Annotated in this window: 16 protein-coding genes; 1 reads left to right on the top strand and 15 read right to left on the bottom strand. The window is 51.9% G+C overall.

All coding sequences use genetic code 11. The features are described 5' to 3' along the window. Positions 1-129 precede the first annotated feature (129 nt). The 9 genes from dnaK to gpr form a co-directional block, all read right to left on the bottom strand. Positions 130-1,968: a molecular chaperone DnaK gene (gene dnaK, locus AC3ZPD_RS13190; protein ID WP_490984754.1), complete on the bottom strand. Its 1,839-nt coding sequence runs from the start codon at positions 1,966-1,968 to the stop codon at positions 130-132. A 290-nt stretch (positions 1,969-2,258) separates the two neighbouring features. After that, positions 2,259-2,843 carry a nucleotide exchange factor GrpE gene (gene grpE, locus AC3ZPD_RS13185; protein WP_490984753.1) on the bottom strand — a complete coding sequence of 195 codons (585 nt, stop codon included), beginning with the start codon at positions 2,841-2,843 and terminating at the stop codon, positions 2,259-2,261. Positions 2,844-2,938: 95 nt separating this feature from the next. After that, the gene (gene hrcA / locus AC3ZPD_RS13180) at positions 2,939-3,967 is read right to left on the bottom strand and encodes a heat-inducible transcriptional repressor HrcA (protein WP_490984752.1); all 1,029 of its coding nucleotides are present in this window, start codon (positions 3,965-3,967) and stop codon (positions 2,939-2,941) included. A 108-nt stretch (positions 3,968-4,075) separates the two neighbouring features. Continuing rightward, positions 4,076-4,543, bottom strand: a complete 468-nt coding sequence (locus AC3ZPD_RS13175; RefSeq protein ID WP_490984751.1) for an N-acetyltransferase — start codon at positions 4,541-4,543, stop codon at positions 4,076-4,078. 210 nt (positions 4,544-4,753) lie between these two features. After that, positions 4,754-5,998 (bottom strand): radical SAM family heme chaperone HemW, encoded by a 1,245-nt coding sequence (gene hemW / locus AC3ZPD_RS13170; RefSeq protein WP_490984750.1) that lies wholly within the window; start codon positions 5,996-5,998, stop codon positions 4,754-4,756. 146 nt (positions 5,999-6,144) lie between these two features. Next, positions 6,145-7,959: a translation elongation factor 4 gene (gene lepA / locus AC3ZPD_RS13165; protein WP_490984749.1), complete on the bottom strand. Its 1,815-nt coding sequence runs from the start codon at positions 7,957-7,959 to the stop codon at positions 6,145-6,147. Positions 7,960-8,052: 93 nt separating this feature from the next. Next, on the bottom strand, positions 8,053-8,592 hold the full coding sequence (locus AC3ZPD_RS13160; RefSeq protein ID WP_490984748.1) for a hypothetical protein: 540 nt from the start codon (positions 8,590-8,592) through the stop codon (positions 8,053-8,055). 29 nt (positions 8,593-8,621) lie between these two features. Next, entirely contained in the window at positions 8,622-10,019 is a 1,398-nt protein-coding gene (locus tag AC3ZPD_RS13155) for a stage II sporulation protein P (protein ID WP_490984747.1), read from the bottom strand. Positions 10,020-10,342: 323 nt separating this feature from the next. After that, entirely contained in the window at positions 10,343-11,347 is a 1,005-nt protein-coding gene (gene gpr, locus AC3ZPD_RS13150) for a GPR endopeptidase (RefSeq protein ID WP_490984746.1), read from the bottom strand. A gap of 177 nt (positions 11,348-11,524) precedes the next feature. Here gpr and rpsT point away from each other — a divergent pair, with 177 nt between their 5' ends. Then, on the top strand, positions 11,525-11,797 hold the full coding sequence (gene rpsT / locus AC3ZPD_RS13145; protein ID WP_068696583.1) for a 30S ribosomal protein S20: 273 nt from the start codon (positions 11,525-11,527) through the stop codon (positions 11,795-11,797). Positions 11,798-11,890: 93 nt separating this feature from the next. Here rpsT and holA read toward each other — a convergent pair whose 3' ends face one another. The 6 genes from holA to AC3ZPD_RS13115 all read right to left on the bottom strand — a co-directional run bounded on the left by holA (position 11,891) and on the right by AC3ZPD_RS13115 (position 19,273). Then, a complete protein-coding gene (gene holA, locus AC3ZPD_RS13140; protein ID WP_490984745.1) occupies positions 11,891-12,910 on the bottom strand; it encodes a DNA polymerase III subunit delta in 1,020 nt (339 codons plus the stop codon). A gap of 280 nt (positions 12,911-13,190) precedes the next feature. Next, a complete protein-coding gene (locus tag AC3ZPD_RS13135) occupies positions 13,191-14,501 on the bottom strand; it encodes an anti-sigma factor family protein (RefSeq protein WP_490984744.1) in 1,311 nt (436 codons plus the stop codon). Further along, the gene (locus tag AC3ZPD_RS13130) at positions 14,498-15,046 is read right to left on the bottom strand and encodes an RNA polymerase sigma factor (protein ID WP_490984743.1); all 549 of its coding nucleotides are present in this window, start codon (positions 15,044-15,046) and stop codon (positions 14,498-14,500) included. The genes AC3ZPD_RS13135 and AC3ZPD_RS13130 overlap by 4 nt, the downstream gene beginning before the upstream one ends. Before the next feature lie 178 nt (positions 15,047-15,224). Further along, a complete protein-coding gene (locus tag AC3ZPD_RS13125; protein ID WP_490984742.1) occupies positions 15,225-17,951 on the bottom strand; it encodes a ComEC/Rec2 family competence protein in 2,727 nt (908 codons plus the stop codon). A gap of 191 nt (positions 17,952-18,142) precedes the next feature. Then, complete coding sequence (locus AC3ZPD_RS13120) at positions 18,143-18,658, bottom strand: deoxycytidylate deaminase (protein WP_490984741.1); 516 nt, start codon at positions 18,656-18,658, stop codon at positions 18,143-18,145. 18 nt (positions 18,659-18,676) lie between these two features. Continuing rightward, complete coding sequence (locus AC3ZPD_RS13115) at positions 18,677-19,273, bottom strand: ComEA family DNA-binding protein (protein ID WP_490984740.1); 597 nt, start codon at positions 19,271-19,273, stop codon at positions 18,677-18,679. Positions 19,274-19,514: the final 241 nt, after the last annotated feature.

Here is a 19,514-nt window from a genome sequence, read left to right as displayed (position 1 = left end):
CTGTGCTAATCTATTCGTCCGATGCCTCAAGCGGCTCCGGTTCTGTATGGGATTAACCCATTGTATCGCAAAGTCCGTAATTCCTCAAAAAAGTTTACGCTCTGAGGTCAATGCTTCCTCTTTGAGATATTATTTCTTGTCTTCGTCAACGACTTCATAGTCGGCGTCTACAACGTTGTCTTTAGCGGAACCGCCTTGGGAAGCTCCTGCGTCTTCAGCGCCGCCTTGAGCAGCCTGAGCTTGCTCATAAAGCTTGACGGACAGCTGCTGAACGATTTCAGTCAGCTTATCGGAAGCTGCTTTGATTTCATCCAGGTTGTCGGTGCCAATGGCTTTGGACAACTCTTCTTTAGCTGCGTTCGCTTTGTCGATTTCGCCAGCGTCCACTTTGTCGCCCAGGTCTTTGATCGTTTTATCAACGCTGTAGATCAGCTGGTCGGCATTGTTTTTCGCTTCAACAAGCTCTTTGCGTTTCTTGTCTTCGTCCGCATGCAGCTCGGCGTCTTTCATCATACGTTCTACTTCTTCGTCGCTCAGGCCGCTGGAGGAAGTGATCGTGATTTTTTGGCTTTTGCCTGTGCCTTTGTCCGTTGCGGATACGTTAACAATCCCGTTCGCATCGATATCAAAGGTAACTTCGATTTGCGGTACGCCGCGCGGTGCCAAAGGAATATCGTTCAAAGTGAAACGTCCCAGCGTTTTGTTGCCGGCCGCCATTTCGCGTTCCCCTTGCAGTACGTGGATTTCAACGCTTGGCTGGTTATCCGCGTAAGTGGAAAATACTTGGGATTTGCTTGTAGGGATCGTAGTGTTGCGGTCGATCATCTTGGTGAACACGCCGCCAGCAGTTTCGATACCCAAAGACAATGGAGTTACGTCGAGCAATACCACGTCTTTAACGTCGCCGGTCAATACGCCCGCTTGAACGGCTGCGCCAAGGGCAACTACTTCGTCCGGGTTAACGCCTTTGTGAGGTTCTTTGCCCGTCAATTTCTTGATGGCTTCTTGCACGGCAGGAATACGAGTCGAACCGCCGACTAGAACCACTTTATCGATATCAGATGCAGACAAGCCCGCATCGCTCATCGCTTGACGTGTAGGGCCCAAAGTGCGCTCTACCAGCCCAGCGGACAGCTCTTCGAATTTGGCGCGAGTCAAGTTCACTTCCAAGTGCTGAGGTACGCCGTCTACTACCGTAATAAACGGCAGGGAGATCGTTGTTGTAAGCACGCCGGACAGTTCTTTTTTCGCTTTCTCGGCAGCGTCTTTCAAACGTTGTACAGCCGCTTTGTCTTTGCTCAGATCAATGCCTTGCTCTTTCTTGAATTCGTTCACGAGGTGATCGATGATCACTTGGTCAAAGTCATCGCCGCCGAGGTGGTTGTCGCCGCTGGTGGCTTTAACTTCAAAGAAGCCGTCGCCGAGTTCAAGAATGGAAACGTCAAAGGTACCGCCGCCAAGGTCAAACACGAGGATCGTTTGATCTTCCGATTTTTCCAGACCATAAGCAAGAGCTGCCGCCGTTGGTTCGTTGACGATACGCAGCACTTCGAGACCGGCGATTTTACCCGCGTCTTTAGTTGCTTGGCGCTGGCTGTCGTTGAAGTAAGCCGGAACGGTAATAACCGCTTGGGTTACCGGTTGGCCCAAATAAGCTTCCGCGTCTGCTTTCAGCTTTTGAAGAATGATCGCGGAGATTTCTTGAGGCGTGAAGTCTTTGCCATCGATGGATTCTTTATGGTTCGTACCCATATGTCTCTTAATGGAGATGATGGTACGGTCAGGGTTAGTGATCGCTTGGCGTTTAGCCGTTTCGCCTACGATACGTTCGCCGTCTTTTTTGAAGCCTACTACGGACGGAGTTGTACGAGCGCCTTCAGGGTTCGGGATAACAACGGCTTCGCCGCCTTCCATTACCGCTACGCAAGAGTTGGTTGTACCCAAGTCAATACCGATTACTTTACTCATGGAACATGTCCTCCTAAAAATTTTTATGAAGTCTAGACTTCGCAGGTTAACTTCGCAATAAAAATTCGCTTCGAAAGCATAAGCTTTTTGTTGAGCATACGCTTCTTGAATTATCTCCGAGACAAAATGGCTTCGGAAGCATCCGCTTAATTTTTATAAAGCATTCGCTTCGCAGATTAACTTCGCAATAAAAATTTGCTTCGAAAGCATAAGCCTTTGTTGAGCATACACTCCGACTCATTCTTCACCTTAAGCTTAACCGCTCAAATTGAAGGTTCGCTGAACGCTGCTCAGCCGCTTACTTTTACCATGGCCGGACGCAGCACTTTGTCTTTCAGCATGTAGCCTTTTTGCAGTTCTTCCACCACGGTGCCTTCTTCATACTCATCGGTTTCGACCGTCATGATCGCCTGATGGTATTCCGGGTTAAACGGCTGGCCGACCGTTTCCATAATGGTCAAACCTTCGGCCTTCAGCACCCCTTCAAACTGGCGGAAAATCATTTCCACGCCTTTAACGAACGAAGACTGGTCGTTTTGTTCAGGCACCCCTGCGGACAAAGCACGTTCGAAATTATCGAACACCGGCAGCAGTTCCCCGATCAGCTTGGAAGAAGCGTATTTCGCGAGCTCCTCCTTCTCCTTTTGCGTACGTCGGCGGAAGTTATCATAGTCCGCTTGAACGCGAAGCAAACGCTGCTGATGTTCGGCAGCTTCGGCGCGCAGATTTTCCAGTTCCGGATTGGCTGCCGCTCCGACTTCTTCGGTTCCCTCTTCAGCAGCGCCCTCAGCAGGTGCGGCCGTTTCCGGCTGCAGCTCCTGTTCATTTTCCAATGGGGTCTGCTCTTGATCTTTCAGGTTATCTTCATTGTTCATATTCGTTTCCTCTTCAGTTCGATTGATATTCTCCAAAGAAATCTTCACCTCCTTGAAGGGCGGTTTTGCTTCTGGTTATCATCCCGCTTAAGGCGTCATGATTTGGACAAAGCCGCTGTCAGGTTGTTGGATAAAATGTTTAAAATGCCGATTACCCGCGCATAATCCATCCGGGTCGGCCCCAGGATCGCGATCGAACCCAAAGCTTCCCCTTCAACCGAATACGTAGCCGTAATCAGGCTGCAGTTGGCAATCGCCTCGTGGGTATTTTCGCTTCCGATCCGAACCTGAATGCCAGAACCGCTTGCGACGGAAGAAATCATTTTGGTCAAGGTCGGCGTTTCTTCGAGCAGATCCAAAATATCCTTGACCTTCTCCACGTCTTTAAACTCGGGTTGGGTCAGCATATTGGTCGTTCCGCTCAGAAACAGCCGCTGATTCTCCAGATTGGAGCCAAACGTTTCATCCAGAACGCTCATCAGCTGCTGATAATGGGAGACATGGCGCTCCATTTCCCGGCCGATCTCCTGAAAAATCTGAGCTTTCAGCCTATAAATCGGCATGCCGGATAAACGATGATTCAGCAGATTAACCATCCGCTCAATTTCTGAAACCGAAATGCCCGGCGGAATCGATACCGTCTTATTTTCTACCTGTCCGGTATTTGTTACTACAATAGCAACCGCCTTATTATCATTTAATGGAAGCAGTCCAAAATGACGAAGCGTCGTATGGAAAACCTCCGGTCCTAACAGGATCGAAGTATAATTCGTCATATGGGACAAAATCGTGCCCGCATGCTGCACAACCTGCTCGACCGCATTCAGCTTTTCGGCGAAAAAAGCCTTAAGCTCCTTCAGTTCGGCAGTCTCCAGCGAAGCCATCGGGACCAGATGATCCACGTAATACCGATAACCTTTATGGGACGGGATCCGACCGGCCGACGTGTGCGGCTGCTCCAGGAAGCCAAGCTCCTCAAGGTCGGACATCTCATTGCGGATCGTAGCCGGGCTGTAGCCGACGTCCCCGCGTTTCGAGATGCTGCGGGACCCTACCGGTTCTGCAGAACGGATGTAATCATCCACAATGGCTGTTAAAATAAGTCTCTGTCGCTCCGTCAACATAGGTAATCCCTCCCCGATTCGATATCTGTCGCTTCCGCTTTAGCACTCACTACAATAGAGTGCTAATCACTATTACAAAAATACCAGACTGACATGACGATTGTCAAGTCAGTCCAGCATTTTAAGAACCGCAATTTCATCGCAGCAGTGCTGCTTTGCGCAGTGTATGCAATCCGTCCAAACCTTCTCCGGAAAGATTTCTTTTTCGACGACATGGAAACCGTTTTTTATGAAAAAGGAGACCTCGTAGGTCAGTGCCATAATCTTCGGTATGGATCTGGCTTTGGCCTGCTCGATCAGCTTGCTCACAATCATCGAGCCCAAACCCTGGCCTTTGCAGCCTTCCGAAATGCCTAAGGATCTGATCTCTACCAGATCATCGCCGAGCTGGCAAAGCGATCCGCAGCCAACCACCTGTCCGTCCACCTCGACCACCACGAAGTCCTGAATCTGGCGTTCCAGCACCTTGCGTGACCTCGGCAGCATGATGCCCCTGCGCGCATATTCTTCTATCATTAAAAATAAAGGTTCAACATCCTCGATGTTTGCAGTTCTGCATACGGCAACAGCTGGCATCGTCAGCACACCTCCTTGGGTAATAACACGAATAAATATACAATAACACGTATAAAACTTCAAGAGGATTATTTCAATTTTTTGGGGAATAATTTCTGCAGTTTTCAGCGGCCGGACAAGCTTTGGGGCAAAAAGAAAAACGGATCCTGCCGCAGCGGCAAAATCCGTTTTAAAACGGCTATTTATTTAATGAAGGACATTGCTCTCTATTCAATCTTCTACCGTCAAATGACCGATAAACGCCCCAAACACATCGTTTCCATATAAAACGCCCTGTTCGCTCAGCTTGTAGCCGTCACCGTCACTTCGGCCAACGAGCAGCTCCAGCTTCAGGAGACGTTCAAGCGGAGCCTGAAACACCTCTTCAAACTTCCGGCCGAACTGGTGCTCAAAACGCGAGGTTTGCATGCCGTCCAGCATCCGCAGCCCGACCATCGCAAAATCCTCCATCGCTTCTTCCTCGGAGACCGTAAACTGGTCCAATCGCGGAAGCCCCTCGGCGGCTCCCTGATTATACGGGGTCACGCCTTTAATATTCACATGGCGCTGTCTGCCGACATAGCCGTGGGCTCCGGCTCCAAGGCCGTAATAATCCTCGTTGCGCCAGTAAGTCATATTATGCCGGCTTTCAAAGCCCGGTTTGGCAAAATTGCTAATTTCGTATTGCTTGTAGCCAGCCTTGGCCATCCGCGACATCAGCAGCAGATACATCTGCAGCTCGTCTTCTTCATTTGGCAGCGGGAGCTGGTTTTTCTGGTACATCGTATGGAAAAGCGTATTTTCCTCCACCTTCAGGCTGTAAATGGAGTAATGCGGCAGATCCAGCTCCAGAGCTTTGGTGATGCTTTCGTCCAGCATTTCCACCGTCTGATTCGGAAGCCCGAACATCAGGTCGATCGACAGGTTGTGCAGCCCCGCCTTGTGGGCATTCTCCAGGCTGCGGTACACGTCGTCCGTGTTGTGGATGCGGCCGATACCGCTGAGCAGCGTGTTCTGGAACGACTGGACGCCAAAGCTGACGCGGTTGACGCCGCCGGCCTTCATCACAGCCAATTTATCCAAATCGGTTGTACCCGGATTCGCTTCCATCGTAAATTCAAGATTCGGAGCCCAGTTCGAAAAATGCCTGCGGACCGATGCCAAGAAAAACTCCATCTCGGCCGGGGTCAAAACCGTTGGCGTTCCTCCCCCCACAAAAATCGTATCGATCCGCTGCGGCGGCGTCTGCTGCACCGTCAACTCCATTTCGCGGTCAAGCGCACGCAAATAGTCCATGACCGGCTGATCCTTCAGCACATAAGAGTTGAAATCGCAATAAAAACATTTATTCGTGCAAAACGGGATATGAATATAAACGGCTCTGGGCGGCGCAAAGCTGTGCTGCTGATGCTGCTCATTTGCTTGCGTTTGGCCTTCGGACGAACCGTGATTTTTTAATCCTGGTTGAACATTCATTTCAAGGACACCTCCCTGGAGCAAAAAATAGACAACCGCCCTTATTTCTCAGGGCCAGCTGCTTAACCTCACATGCAGAGCGCATGTGCGGAAAATTTGGAAGAGGGAGCCGGTGAACGGCTCCCCCTCTGCAAAGCGGATCTTAATTATTCGTCAATTTTCAGGACGGCCATAAAGGCTTCCTGCGGAACCTCTACGTTGCCGACCTGCTTCATCCGTTTCTTACCTTCTTTTTGTTTCTCAAGCAATTTCCGTTTCCGGGAAATGTCGCCGCCGTAACATTTGGCGAGTACGTTTTTGCGCATCGCTTTAACGGTTTCACGGGCAACAACCTTCGTTCCGATAGATGCCTGAATCGGCACCTCGAACATCTGGCGAGGGATCAGCTCACGCAGCTTCTCGCAGATGATCCGGCCGCGCTGATAACCTTTGTCCCGGTGAACGATAAAGGACAGGGCATCGACCTGCTCCCCGTTCAGGAGAATATCCATCTTCACCAGGTTGGATTTGCGGTAGCCGGATAGCTCGTAGTCAAACGAGGCGTATCCTTTGGTACTGGATTTCAACTGGTCAAAGAAATCATAAACGATCTCGGAAAGCGGAATCTGGTACGTGATGGTTACCCGGGTTGTATCCAGGTATTCCATATTTACGAATTCGCCGCGTTTGCCTTGGCAAAGCTCCATCACCGTACCTACATAATCGTTAGGGACGATAATCGCCGCTTTGACGTAAGGCTCTTCCACATATTCGATACGTCCCACTTCCGGATAGTTGGAAGGGTTGTCGATTTGGATCGTTTCGCCGTTCGTCAGCGTAACTTTGTAGATAACGCTTGGCGCTGTTGTAATCAGCGGAATGTTGAATTCACGTTCGATCCGCTCCTGAATGACGTCCATATGCAGCAAGCCAAGGAAGCCGCAGCGGAAGCCGAAACCCAGCGCGCTGGACGTTTCCGGTTCAAAGCTGAGCGATGCATCGTTGAGCTGGAGCTTCTCCAGCGCTTCGCGCAGGTCGTTGTAATCCGAGGTTTCGATCGGATACAGACCGCAGTAAACCATCGGGTTGATCTTGCGGTAACCCGGCAAAGGTTCGGCTGTCGGATTTTTGGCGTCCGTTACGGTGTCGCCGACACGGGTATCGCCGACATTTTTGATGCCGGCTACGATAAAACCTACGTCTCCGACGTTAAGCTCGTCAATAATGCTCATGCGCGGTTTAAACGCGCCGACTTCAATGACATCAAATACCTTTTCGGTCGCCATCATTTTGATTTTGGAGCCTGTTTTAATTTTCCCGTTCACTACGCGGACATAAACGATAACCCCTTTGTAAGGATCGTAATGCGAGTCAAAAATCAGCGCCTTCAGCGGTTCGTCCGGATCTCCCGTCGGAGCCGGAACCTGGCGCACTACCTGCTCCAGAATTTCCTTGATGCCGATTCCGGCTTTGGCGGAGGCCAAAACGGCTTCGCTGGCATCCAGACCGATAACGTCCTCGATCTCCTGCTTCACCCGTTCCGGATCGGCGCTTGGCAGATCGATTTTGTTGATGACCGGCAAAATTTCCAGGTTGTTGTCCAAGGCCAGGTAAACGTTCGCCAAGGTCTGGGCTTCAATCCCCTGGGCCGCGTCCACCACCAGCAAGGCGCCTTCGCAGGCAGCCAGGCTCCGGGAAACCTCGTACGTAAAATCGACGTGTCCCGGCGTATCGATCAAATTCAGCAAATATTCTTCGCCGTCATCCGCTTTGTAAGTCAACCGGACGGCCTGAAGTTTGATCGTGATCCCACGTTCCCGTTCCAGCTCCATTTGGTCCAGCACCTGCTCCTGCATTTCGCGGGACGAAAGCGCCCCGGTAAATTCCAAGATCCGGTCGGCCAACGTGGATTTACCGTGGTCTATATGTGCAATAATACTGAAATTTCTGATTTTCTTCTGTCGTTCTCTAATGTCGCTCATGCCTTACCCCCACACAGGTACTTATAACCATTACTTCATTATAACAGATCAAAGGATACGCCAGCAATGGCAAGTCCTAAAATCGATATTCCGCTAGTCCGTAAGCGAGCCGAATAGGGAGACTACCCAGTTAATCCCTTTCTGCGAAACGTTCTGCAGCAGTTCGCCCGTCTTGTCGGCAAAACGGTCCACGGAGGTTTGCGGAGCCGGCGACAGCAGAAGCTGGCCCGGCGACTGGTATGGGGGCATGCCTCCCGAATTTCCCGCTTGTACGGATGTCCCGCCCGAATTCGCGGTCACCTGCGGCAGAGTGGAGGGAACTGGCAGGGACCCCGAAGTGGAACCCGGATTTTGCACATAATAATAGGTAGTGCCGTCCGGCAGCTTCACGTAGGTTCCCTGCTCGTAACCCTTTCCGGCGGCCGCGCTCCCGTTCTGACCGGAAGCGGCGTTCCCCTGCTGGGCCGGGGGAGCATTATAACCGACTGTTCCCATACCTGCCGTACCCGGCATCCCCCCTGCCTGGGCGGTATAACCGCCGGTCGGGTCTCCGGATACCAGCTGCATGCCAAGCGCTGCCCCGGCGGCCAGAAGACCGCCGTACAGCAGCATTCTTTTTATACCACGGGCCATGTTTGTTTCCTCCTTCTTAATTAACAAGCTTAAGGTTTCGTCGTTTTGCTCGAAGCGGAAGCGTTAACCTTCTCCGCCTTCTGGTCTTCGAAATAAACGTCGGCCAGCGTGTCCGCCAAAATTTTGGAAGTGCGCTTAAGTTCCTCCTTCGTATTGTCAATGCCGCCTACTTCGATCAGCACGCTGTTCGGGGATAAGGACTGGTTGTATTCGCCGTTGCCCTGGGCGCTCGTTTTGCCCCAGATGCCGCGCGATAAGCCGGGATATTCCTTTTCGATCCGTTCATAAATTTTGTTGGCGAACGCTTCGTTTTTGCGCCAGTCCGGGTTGCCATGGCCGATGATGAAATAAAGCTGCGCATAGCTGACGCCGTTGATCGTGGTGGTTGTTTTGCTGTAGCTCTGCGAATCCCGGTGAATATCGATAAAATAATTCAGGTCGGCATATTCGGCCAGCGCATCCTTGACGGTGACGCGGGAATATTTATAGGAATAGTTGTAATTGTAGCCCTGCACGTTTTTCATGTAATCCTCGAAGGCGTGATAAGCCCCTACTCCCTTTTTTTCCAATTCTGCGGCAACAAAGTCGCCGACGACGCCAACATTTTTAGCCGGATTGGATGAGCTGGGGTTATCGGTTTTTTTGCCAAGCAGCGGATTATAAGATTCGTAAGGGTGGGAGTGATAGATCATGATCGTTTTGCGCTCGTTGGCCGTGGAAGAAGTGTTTCCCTTATTTCCGCCCGGCTTGTCCGTCGAGCCGTTTTGGCTTGTCCCTCCCTGCGCTCCGGAAGCTCCGGAAGGATCCGCGGCATCCTTGGACCCGTTACCGCCGCCGGACGGATCCTTGGAGCCGGATGACGGGTTGTCGTTTGCGCTGCCGCTTTTGTCCGCGCCGCCGGTTTGATTTCCCGCTCCGCTTGGATCAGACTGATCCGCCTCATCCGTGACGCTGCTGTCCGGATGATCGTCCGCATCGGCCGTCCGGTAATCCTCCGGCGCCGTCGGCGCCGTTTGGCCCGAACCCGCCCGCAGCAAAATCGGACTGCCGACCGAGAGGCCGGGCACCTCCCTGGCTACCAGGCTTTTTGGATCCGAAGGATTGACGTTCGTCAGCAGCTGAAACACGAAATTCGTCATGTTTTTCCCGCTGAACACTTCATTCTCCACCGGTTCTTTGCTCTGCAGGTGCGGCACCTCCATTCCCAGCATTTCCGCGAAAAAACCGCCGGGCAGCGAAGACGCCAGCCCTTTCATGGACGAGACCGGGGAGCTGTTAAGCTTGTTCTCCGCCAGTCCCCCCAAGCCGATCATCATAAAAAACACAAGCGACAACAGCGTGAGCACAACCATCGTTCGGCCCATCGCCAATATTTGAAAGGTTTTCCTTTTCATCCGTCCGACATTCCAGGTTTTGAAACCGTTCATTTTCAGGGTACCTCCTTCATCCGGCTTTGTTGATTTACGTCTATATTCAAATCTATGAACCGGATCATAGAGGTAGAACTGAAATCTACTATTTTTTAGAGCTGTCTTTGCAGAAAAAAGAGAGAAAGAAAAACACAAAAAAGCCGCTTCCTGAACCGGCTTTCACCGGCAGGAAGCAGCTTTACGGCTGTTCTCGCCTATCAGTCTTTCGTCCTTGTCCTCAGCCTTTCGTCCTTGCGCCTTTCAATCTGTAAGTCTGTAAAAGTCTATTAGACTTCGGACTTCGGACTTCGGTATTTCGGCTATTTTCGGGGCGAAGGCCCTTAATGCGTGTAGGCCGCCACGTTATCGCCGTTAACCGCCTGATGCAGGGACGCGTTTAAGCCGCTGGCAATAACGTTGGCAATGTCCTCGACAAACTCGTCGATCTCTTTCGGGGTAACGACCACATCGTGGCCAAGCGGCTGGAGAACTTCCTTGACCAGCGCGAGACGCTCCTGCTCGCCCAGATCGGGCAGCATGCCCATGATTTGTTTGGTTTGTTCGGGACCGCTCCCTGAAAAATGCTGCTTCATCATATCGATCACGCTGCCAACGATCGTGGAAGCATAACAGACCGTAGGCACGCCGATGGCGATGCAGGGAACGCCAAGCGTTTCCATCGTCAAACCCCGCCGTTTGTTGCCGATCCCGGAACCCGGATGGATGCCGATATCCGCAATTTGGATGGTCGTATTCACCCGTTCCAGCGACTTGGAAGCCAGAGCGTCAATGGCGATTACGGCATCCGGCTTAATCCGGTCCACGATGCCTTTCACCACATCGCTGGACTCGATGCCCGTAAGGCCCAGCACGCCCGGCGCCACCGCACTGACCTCGCGGTAGCCGTCGTTGACCTGATCCGGGGCAAGCTCAAAATAGTGGCGGGTCACCAAAATATTTTCCACCACAAGCGGTCCCAAAGAGTCGGGAGTCACGTTCCAGTTGCCGAGCCCGACCACCAGAATTTTGGCTTCCGAGGAAACGCCGATCTTTTGCAGAAATCCGCTGAACTCCTTAACAAACGTCTGGGCTACCTTTTCCTGAAGATCCGTATCCTGGTTGCGCAGGCCGGGAACCTCAAGCGTGACATAATGCCCCTGAACACGACCGATCCGCTGGGAAGCGGCCTCGTTGGTCACGTCGATACGGGTGACTTTGATGCCGCCTTGTTCCTCCACTTCTTCGTTTAATCCCGGGATCGGTCCGCCGTAAGCAGCTTCCGCTATCTCTTTGGCATCAACCGCCAAATCCGTTCGTACATTATAGTTCTGCAAATCCAGTTCCATCGTCATACCTCCTGTAGCGCCTGTTTAGTTGTAGTTTGCGGGACAACCGTCAAGTTTATACAAAAGATATGGATTTAAGGATTTTGCGGATTTTATTGCATTTTGTCCTACCACATGCTAAACTATTTTAAGTTGTGAACCATCTGAGTGATCATGCCTTACAGGAGGTGAAATGCAATGCCAAACATTAAATCCGCGATCAAACGCGTTAAGACTAGCGAGAAACGCCGCGCTCTGAACGCTTCCCAAAAATCCGCACTTCGTACAGTTGTTAAAACTGCCGATACAGCGCTGGTAGGTAACGATGTGGAAGCAGCTAAAGCTGCAATCGTTGCTGCTACAAAGAAATTGGATAAAGCCGCAACTAAAGGTTTGATCCACAAAAATGCAGCTGCCCGCAAGAAATCCCGTCTTGCCAAAAAACTGAACGCTCTTACGTCCCAAGCGTAATTGTCCGTTTATATACAGCATAGCTGACATGAAGAAGCCCCGAACGATCTCTCGTTTGGGGTTTTTAATATTTTTACAAATAAAAAGACGCCCTCAGGCGCCTAATCTCAGCAAAAACATCTCGATGCCCAGCACCTTGTCGATGCCGCCGCTTTTCATTTGGTAATCCAGCTGCGCAAGCTGCGATAAGGTCCGGGCAAGCTGCTGCTGGCTGAATTTTCGCGCCTGCTCGCCGGCGATTTTAACCGCATAGGGATGCAGGCCCAGCTGGGAAGCAATTTGCTGCTGGGAATAGCTTTGTCCGCCAAGTTCTTTGACCTGCAGCATAATCCGGAACTGTCGGGCGATCAGCGAGGCGATTTTAATCGGTTCTTCCTTCTGTTTAAGCAGCTCGTAAAAGGTCCCCAGCGCCCGGTCCAGCTTCAGGTTGGCGATATCCTCCACCATGCTGAACACGTTTTGTTCGGTTGTCCGCGCCACCAGCTTTCCAACCGCCTCAAGCGTAATCTCCCCGCCTTCTCCGGCAAACAAACAAAGCTTGTTGACTTCCCCCGATAAAGTGGACATCTGAACCCCGGCATTCGCGATTAAGGCCTCCGCGGCCTGCTGATTCATGGTGCATTTCCGTTTGCCCGCTTCGCGGATGACCCACTGCACAAGCTCGGAGGCCCCTAGCGGCATAAAAGAAAGCACCTGCCCGGAGGTTTTGATCGCTTTGACCGTTTTTTTCCGTTCATCCAGCTTTTCTCCGTTGGCGATGAACAAAATGACGCTGTATTCAGCCGGGTCGGCTAAATAAGAGAGGAGCCTGTCCACGTTATGTTCGATTTTCCCGCCTTCTTTTGCCGCCGTAAACATCGAGGCCGACTGCACAATGACCAGCTTGCGTTCGACCAGAAACGGCAGCGTCTCCGCTTCCTCCACCACCAGTTCAACCGGCGTTTCGGAAAGATCCATCTGCACGACCGCCATCTCCCGCTGCTCCGGCTCTACCAGCTGGTTCGTCACGGCATCAACGAATTCGCGAATCTGGTATTTCTCCGTTCCATAACATAAGTATAAAGGGCTTACCTTCCCTTGTTTGATTTCTTTAATAGCCGTTCTAACATCCAACTTAAAAAATCCCCCTGCCTGCTTGCGCCGCCCTGCGCCGCGCATCTGATTCTATCCTTGCATTCTCCTTCTATTATTGTAAAATAACTTTTCCCGGCAAACAACAAAGGAACTTCAGACCTTGGCAGGACTGAAGTTCCTTTGCTCCAGTGCATCTATATAAACAAAGGCGGCGCAAGCTCTAGAAACTTGCTGCCTTTGGTCATACGACGTACAGGTGTAGAATGGATCGATAGCTGATAGATAATTTATTCTATTCCGGCCGGCCGGAAAAGGTTCCTTATTTTTGAACCATCGCTGCCGCTTGGTCCGCATCCACCTCAGATTCGACCGAAGTGCCGTCTTCTATAACGGTATACTTGAAAAACGAACCCTCCTCGGACCAATAAGCCGAACCTTCCTGCCACTCGCCATTGACCGGATCTTCATAGATCCGGGACAGCTCACCGGAGGCGGAGATCAGGTACACGTTCAGATGTCCGTCTTCCAGTTTCGCCACGTATTTTCCGTTTGGAGAATACCATACGTCCGTTTCGGCCATGGACTGGAGGCCCATGGATAAGGAGTTTTTCTTGGCATCCGAGCCCGCTGGCGGCACCAGCGATTTTAACGTATCAGGCGATTCCGTTTTAAACGGCGCCGCATCCGAAGCTGCGCCGTCAGCAGCCGATGCCTTGTCTTCGGAAGGCTCAGGCTGCTTGGAAGCCGGAGGTACCGAAGGCGGAGACGTATTTCGTTCCGCCTGCTGGGAACCGGCGGATTCCTTAGGTCCGGCCGATTGCTGTCCGGAATGTTGTCCCGGGCTTGAAGTCGAGGGCCCCTTGGTCATTCCCTTGCCTGCCGAGGTTGAAGCGCTGCCGCCGGAGGCGTCCGAATCCCCCGAAGAAGATTTAACCGTACCCGCAGCCGGATTTGGCGTTTGCTCCGGATCCGATGAGGACGGAGCAGCCATATCGGCTGCAATGCCGGAGGCGGAATCGCCTGCAGAACTATCCGCAGATGGATCCGGAGAAGCCTTGGACTCGCTCGAAGCGGACGGTTCTTGCGAAGCAGCGTCCGGCGCAGAAGAGTCTGCTCTGACTTCATTTTGCTGAGAAGAAGATAAAGAATTGCTCTCAACAGCCGGTTCAGCGTTTGGAATTTCCTTAGGCTGGAATTGGTAGATGCAGAAACCTAAAATGACTGCAGCTGCCGCTCCTCCAGCCACCCGTGTCCACAGCTGTCTTCTTCTGACCGGCAAGGAACATACTTTTTTATCCTGATCGGACTTATGAACCCCAGCCTGCGAATCTGCTTCCGCGGCCACCGGCGTCATTTCGGCCGGCGGGGAAAACGATTCCTGTTTAATTTCGGCCCGCTCACCGGATTGATCCAACTCGTCAAGACGCGGCAGAATCGAATCTACCAGGCTAAATCGCGGTTTCACGTCAGGCAGGCTGTCCAGCCCGGCCGAAATCCGCTTCAGCAGATCAAAGGTTTCCGCACATCCCGGACAGCTGTCCAGGTGCCGAAACAACTGGCGGGTTTCCGTTTCACTGAGATCATTGTCCAAATAGCGGTTCATCAACTCGTCTGCCTCTTGGCATTTCATCCCGATACACCCCCTTTCTGATAATCTTGTAGTAAGTTTTGAAGCTGCTGCCTGGCCCTGTATAAATAAGACTTGACCGTATTAAGCGGCAATCCCATCGTATCTGCAATTTCATTGTAGGAGAAATCCTGCAGGTAACGCAGCACCACAACCGAGCGGTGATGGTCTGGAAGCTGGCTGATGGCAGCCTGGATATCCTGGGCCAAATAACCCGACATGACTTCCCGCTCCACGCTCTCCTTGCCCTCAAAAACCATTTCATGCTCTTCTATGGAAACGGTAGGTTTGGCTCTCCTGAACTTATCGATACAGATATTGGTCACTATACGCTGAACCCAGGTTTTGAATTGTGCTTTTTCTTCGTAGGAACCGATTTTTGTATATATCCGGATTAACGCCTCCTGCGCAGCATCGTGCGCATCCTGTTCGTTATTCAGAATATAGTAGGCAGTCCGGTAAACATGCTGTTCGATCTCTCGCAATAGGGTGATTAGAGCGTCGCGATCGCCGGATTGAGCGGCTCTAATGAGTTCCTGCTCTACCACTATGATCCCCCTTCCTTGCAACATTACAGACGGTCTTTCCGTTCAAATTGTTGCAATCCCCGATTATCTTTGAGCAAATATTTATAATCTCATTTAAAAGTTAAAGTTAACGCTCCGTGTCTTCAATAGAATAGCAGAAAAAAGGAGCCCCGTCATTAAACGTGCTCTTTCCGTTTTTTCACATTTCCACTTTATTCCTGACCCAAAGTTTGCCGTTCCGGACCCGGATCTGGATCTCTCCGAGCTCATCGGTTCGCAGCACCTTTTTTGCCCCCGCCGTTTTCAGCCTGTTGACCACATCCGGGTTAGGATGGCCGTAGGTATTGTTGGCGCCTACCGAAATTACGGCATAACGGGGGTTCCAATAATTGATCCATTCCTCCGTCGTTGACGTTTTACTGCCATGATGCGCTACCTTCAGCACATCCAGGGAAAAGACTCCTTCCCTGCTGCCGTTGTCGAATCCGGACTCTTCCGATTCTGCGCCCGCTGCTCCCTCCTTAGCCTTGGATAAGGAGGCTAAAACCTCCCGTTCTTCCTCCGCCTCCATATCTCCCGAAAACAAAAAGGTTTTTCCCTCCAAGGTCATTAAAAAAACAACGGACCTGCCATTCTGTTCCTTTACGCTGGGCAGCTCGTCCGCTTGACCGGACCGCGGATTATCCGCTACAGGGCCGATGAACTGCAGCAGGGTTTGCTTATCCGCTTTCAGCTCAAGGCCTTGATGAGCCTCATAGACGGGAATCTTTTTCTTCCGGATCAGGTCAAAAACCTGATGAAAAACGGACGTATCCGTCACGCTGCCGTTCATGACGAAAGCTTTTACGGGAATTTGCTCCAGAACGGCCCGCATGCCGCCGACATGGTCCTGATCCCAATGGGTGGCGATCACGGCATCAAGCGCGTGTACGCCTCTTTTTTTCAGCAGCGGCACCACAACCTTGGCCCCTACTTCGTAAGGGACCTTTGGATCGCGCCAGCCCTCCGATGCCTTTCGGAATGAGACGGTGCCTCCGCCATCCACCAGAATATGGCGTCCTTGCGGCGTTGTAATCAGGATGCAATCCCCTTGCCCGACATCGATATATTGCAGAGTTCCCTCCCCCTTCGCATAAGCGGGCTGATACCCCCAATACAACAACGCCGTGAGCAGAAGAGCAGTCAGCGCAGCTTTGTATCTATCCCGATGGGTATCTAATTTATACGACCTTATGAAATCCGCAAGTGAGGCGGTCCATCCGTCCGAAGCGGGAATAAACCCCAAGGCCGCGGGAGGCAAAACTCCCGGCGGAGCCATATGCGGCTGCAAAGGTACCGTGTCATCATTGGAGTCCGACTTCGTTTGTTCCTGCCAGGAAGCGGCTTTAACAATCCCTTTCAGCATCCCGTAAAGCAGGACATAATACAAGGCTATCCACCAGAGCGGAGGCGATTTCCAGATCAGCATAAATCCTTCTTTCGCTTCCAGCCAAGACACCGCGTCAAAGGTAAGCGTGTTAAGGCCTTTAACCGTGAGCGCCGCCCATCTGCCTATCGGCTCATATACATAAGCAATGATAAGGCAAGCAGTCCCGATCGGCAGCGCAAGCAAACTGACTACCGGCACCAGCAGCAGGTTTGAAGCCAGGGACAACAAGGAAAATTGATTGAAATAATAAATGGTCAGCGGAAAAGAAATGAGCTGTGCCGCCAAAGTGATGGCCGCCGCACCCGCCAAACGTTTCGGCAAAAAGCCGAACAAGGGCTGGATCAACGGCACAAAAACAATCAGTCCCGCCGTTACGGCAAAAGAAAGCTGGAAGCTGACGTCCAGCAGATAATAAGGTTCCCAGATCAGCATAAGCAGAGCCGCCGCGGACAATACATGAAGCCCGTCCTTTAATCGGCGTTTTCGCAGCAGAAATAAACCGATCAAAGCCATAATGCCGGAGCGGACCACGGAAGGTGATAAACCTGTAAGCAGCATATAAAAAGGGATAAAACAAATCACTATCGAATAGGAGGTTTCCCTCGGCACTCTCAGCCTCTGCAGAATCCAGAATAATAAAGCCGTATTAACGGCCACATGACTGCCCGAAATGGCCAGAATATGAGTTAGCCCAAGCGCGGAAAAACCGCCGTAAATATCCGGATCCAGCTCATCCGTATCGCCGATCAGCAGCCCTTTCATATAACCGCTGTCCCGGCCGCCAAAAATTGAAGTGATCTTGTCGCCGACCGCTTGTCTCATTTTATCGTTATACCCCAGCAGCTTAGGAACGCTGAAAGGGCCGGGGGATACTTTGGCCGAGGAAACGCCGGAAACCTTCAGCAGCCAATGCATGTGCTTGTTATGTAAATAAGAGGCATAATCAAAACCGCCAAAATTGCGGGCTTCGCCCGGCTGTTCCAGGGTACCGACGATTTCGGCCCGTTGTCCCCGGGTCCAAGACTCCACGACCGGTATTTCCTGCTCTTTCGCAAGTCTGACCTGAACCTGCACTTTCTCTTTCTTGACCTTCATTCCATTGGCGGGTATTTGTGCGGTTCCTTCCCCTAACGACGCCTGCCTGACCTCCAAGGTGAAATCCGCCCGGTCTCCGTCCCGTTTAACCGCTGATACGATAGTGCCCTTAAGTTTCATCTGCGACTCCTGAAGTTTGTCTGCCGTCGTATGCATGCCTACGGGCAAAGCTGTAATGTTATGCGCTTCATGAAGCTTCCAGTAGAAAAAAGCGACCGAAAAAACAACCAGAACGGCCACGGCTTGTTTCCTTGTCCTGTTCGTCCGGAAAGCAAACAACGGATAAATCAGCAGGCAGGCTCCCCACAGCAGCCAGCTGGTTCTCCCGCCGGACAGATGTGCGGCTGCACTTGCCGCCATCCACCAGCAGGCTGCTTCAAGCAGCGGTCTTTGTTTCAGCACTCTGCTTTCCTCCTTTTGTTTCTTAAAATCTATGGATTGATCTTTCATAGGAAAAATAAAGACAAAAAAACCTCCGCACTCTTTGGCGCGGAGGTTCTTCCTCTCAAATCCCTTGCATAGGATATTTATATAAAACTATAAAACTTTAATTCTACCGATCCCTAGCAGAATGAAGAAAGCAGATCTTCAGACTAATCGTGGATGCTTCCTTCCATCGTATCCGCAGGTGGATGATAGCCCTCCAGCTGACGGAAGGTTATGCCCTTCTGGCGCATCAGCTCACTGACCAGCTGCGTATCCTTGGCATAAGGGCGGTGGTAAACCACTTCCACGATACCGCTGTTGGCGAGCATTTTGGCGCAGGTCCAGCAGGGCTCGTCGGTCACATAGACGCTGGAGCCTTCACGGTCGGCCCGGTCCGTAAACAGCAGCAGATTCTGCTCCGCATGAATCGTGCGGATGCAGCGCTGCTTGCGCACGACCTGCTCCTGGCCGTCCACCACGACGGTCTCCAGCTCTTCGGCAATCATGCAGCCTGCTTCGGAGCAGTCGGGGACGCCGGAGGGAGCGCCGTTATAGGCGGTGCCGAGCAGCTTTTTCCCCTGGACCAGCACCGTCCCTACATGGCGTCTGTTGCAGCGGGAACGGGTGGATACCATATAAGCGATGTCCATAAAATAGGTGTCCCAATCTTTGCGAATGTTCACTTTCCAGCTCTCCTGTTCTTATAGTCCGATATAAGGCCTCATTTTCTCGAACATTTTGTCTCCGATGCCTTTCACATTCTTCAGTTCATCCAGTGAAGAGAAGGTGCCATGCTGATTCCGGTAATCGATAATCGCTTGCGCTTTCTTCTCGCCAATGCCGGGGATGTCCTGCAGTTCGTCTGTGCCAGCCGTATTAATACGAATGACGCCGGATGAAGCCGCAGCTTCATATGCCTGGACGTTTGCCTTCTGGCCAGAAGGCACGACAGAAGAGGCGGGAGCCGGGGCCACTGCCGATGATTCTCCGCTCGAAGGAGCTGCCCCGGCGTTTGCGCTTGGGGAAGCAGACGAAACGGCTCCGGCAGAACCAGGCGCGTTAGTTCCCGCCACCCCGGCCGCGGCTGAATGGGCCGAATCCGCCGGTTTCTTGCCTTCAGCCGCCGCTAACGCGCCCGAAGGAGGCTGGCCGTGATCAACCACGGCTGCAGCCATCGCTTCATTAACCGGCGTCCAGCCGGTTATGCCCGAGGAAGGTTTCGTTCCCAAAACCAGCAGCATTAATCCTGCCCCGCAGACGGCAGACAAAACGGCGATCGAAATACGTTCCTTTATCATGGGATAACTCCAATCTTGTCCAAAAATTCATGCCGACTCCGTGATGCAAAGCCACCCGCAAACCATGAATATCTATACAAGCTGTCGTCTTGCTGCGCACATTCCTTGCCTCATGGAACTGATAGACAAGGGAAGCCGTAGACAAGGGGACTTAAAAAGCTAGCGATGAACCTTTAAAAGATTTCTAAAGATTCATCGCTAAGGGTCGTTCCAGGATGTTGTTCTTTAATTGTTAAAAGGC

The sequence above is a fragment of the Paenibacillus mobilis genome (assembly GCF_058267595.1).
Note: the sequence above shows the minus strand (reverse complement) of the source record. Positions and strands in the feature narration are given on the sequence as shown.

Excerpts from the sequence above, each read along its gene's own strand:
- dnaK (WP_490984754.1), bottom strand. The coding sequence starts at position 1,968 with ATGAGTAAAGTAATCGGTATTGACTTGGGTACAACCAACTCTTGCGTA.
- grpE (WP_490984753.1), bottom strand. The coding sequence starts at position 2,843 with ATGAACAATGAAGATAACCTGAAAGATCAAGAGCAGACCCCATTGGAA.
- hrcA (WP_490984752.1), bottom strand. The coding sequence starts at position 3,967 with ATGTTGACGGAGCGACAGAGACTTATTTTAACAGCCATTGTGGATGAT.
- AC3ZPD_RS13175 (WP_490984751.1), bottom strand. The coding sequence starts at position 4,543 with ATGCCAGCTGTTGCCGTATGCAGAACTGCAAACATCGAGGATGTTGAA.
- hemW (WP_490984750.1), bottom strand. The coding sequence starts at position 5,998 with ATGAATGTTCAACCAGGATTAAAAAATCACGGTTCGTCCGAAGGCCAA.
- lepA (WP_490984749.1), bottom strand. The coding sequence starts at position 7,959 with ATGAGCGACATTAGAGAACGACAGAAGAAAATCAGAAATTTCAGTATT.
- AC3ZPD_RS13160 (WP_490984748.1), bottom strand. The coding sequence starts at position 8,592 with ATGGCCCGTGGTATAAAAAGAATGCTGCTGTACGGCGGTCTTCTGGCC.
- AC3ZPD_RS13155 (WP_490984747.1), bottom strand. The coding sequence starts at position 10,019 with ATGAACGGTTTCAAAACCTGGAATGTCGGACGGATGAAAAGGAAAACC.
- gpr (WP_490984746.1), bottom strand. The coding sequence starts at position 11,347 with ATGGAACTGGATTTGCAGAACTATAATGTACGAACGGATTTGGCGGTT.
- rpsT (WP_068696583.1), top strand. The coding sequence starts at position 11,525 with ATGCCAAACATTAAATCCGCGATCAAACGCGTTAAGACTAGCGAGAAA.
- AC3ZPD_RS13135 (WP_490984744.1), bottom strand. The coding sequence starts at position 14,501 with ATGAAATGCCAAGAGGCAGACGAGTTGATGAACCGCTATTTGGACAAT.
- AC3ZPD_RS13115 (WP_490984740.1), bottom strand. The coding sequence starts at position 19,273 with ATGATAAAGGAACGTATTTCGATCGCCGTTTTGTCTGCCGTCTGCGGG.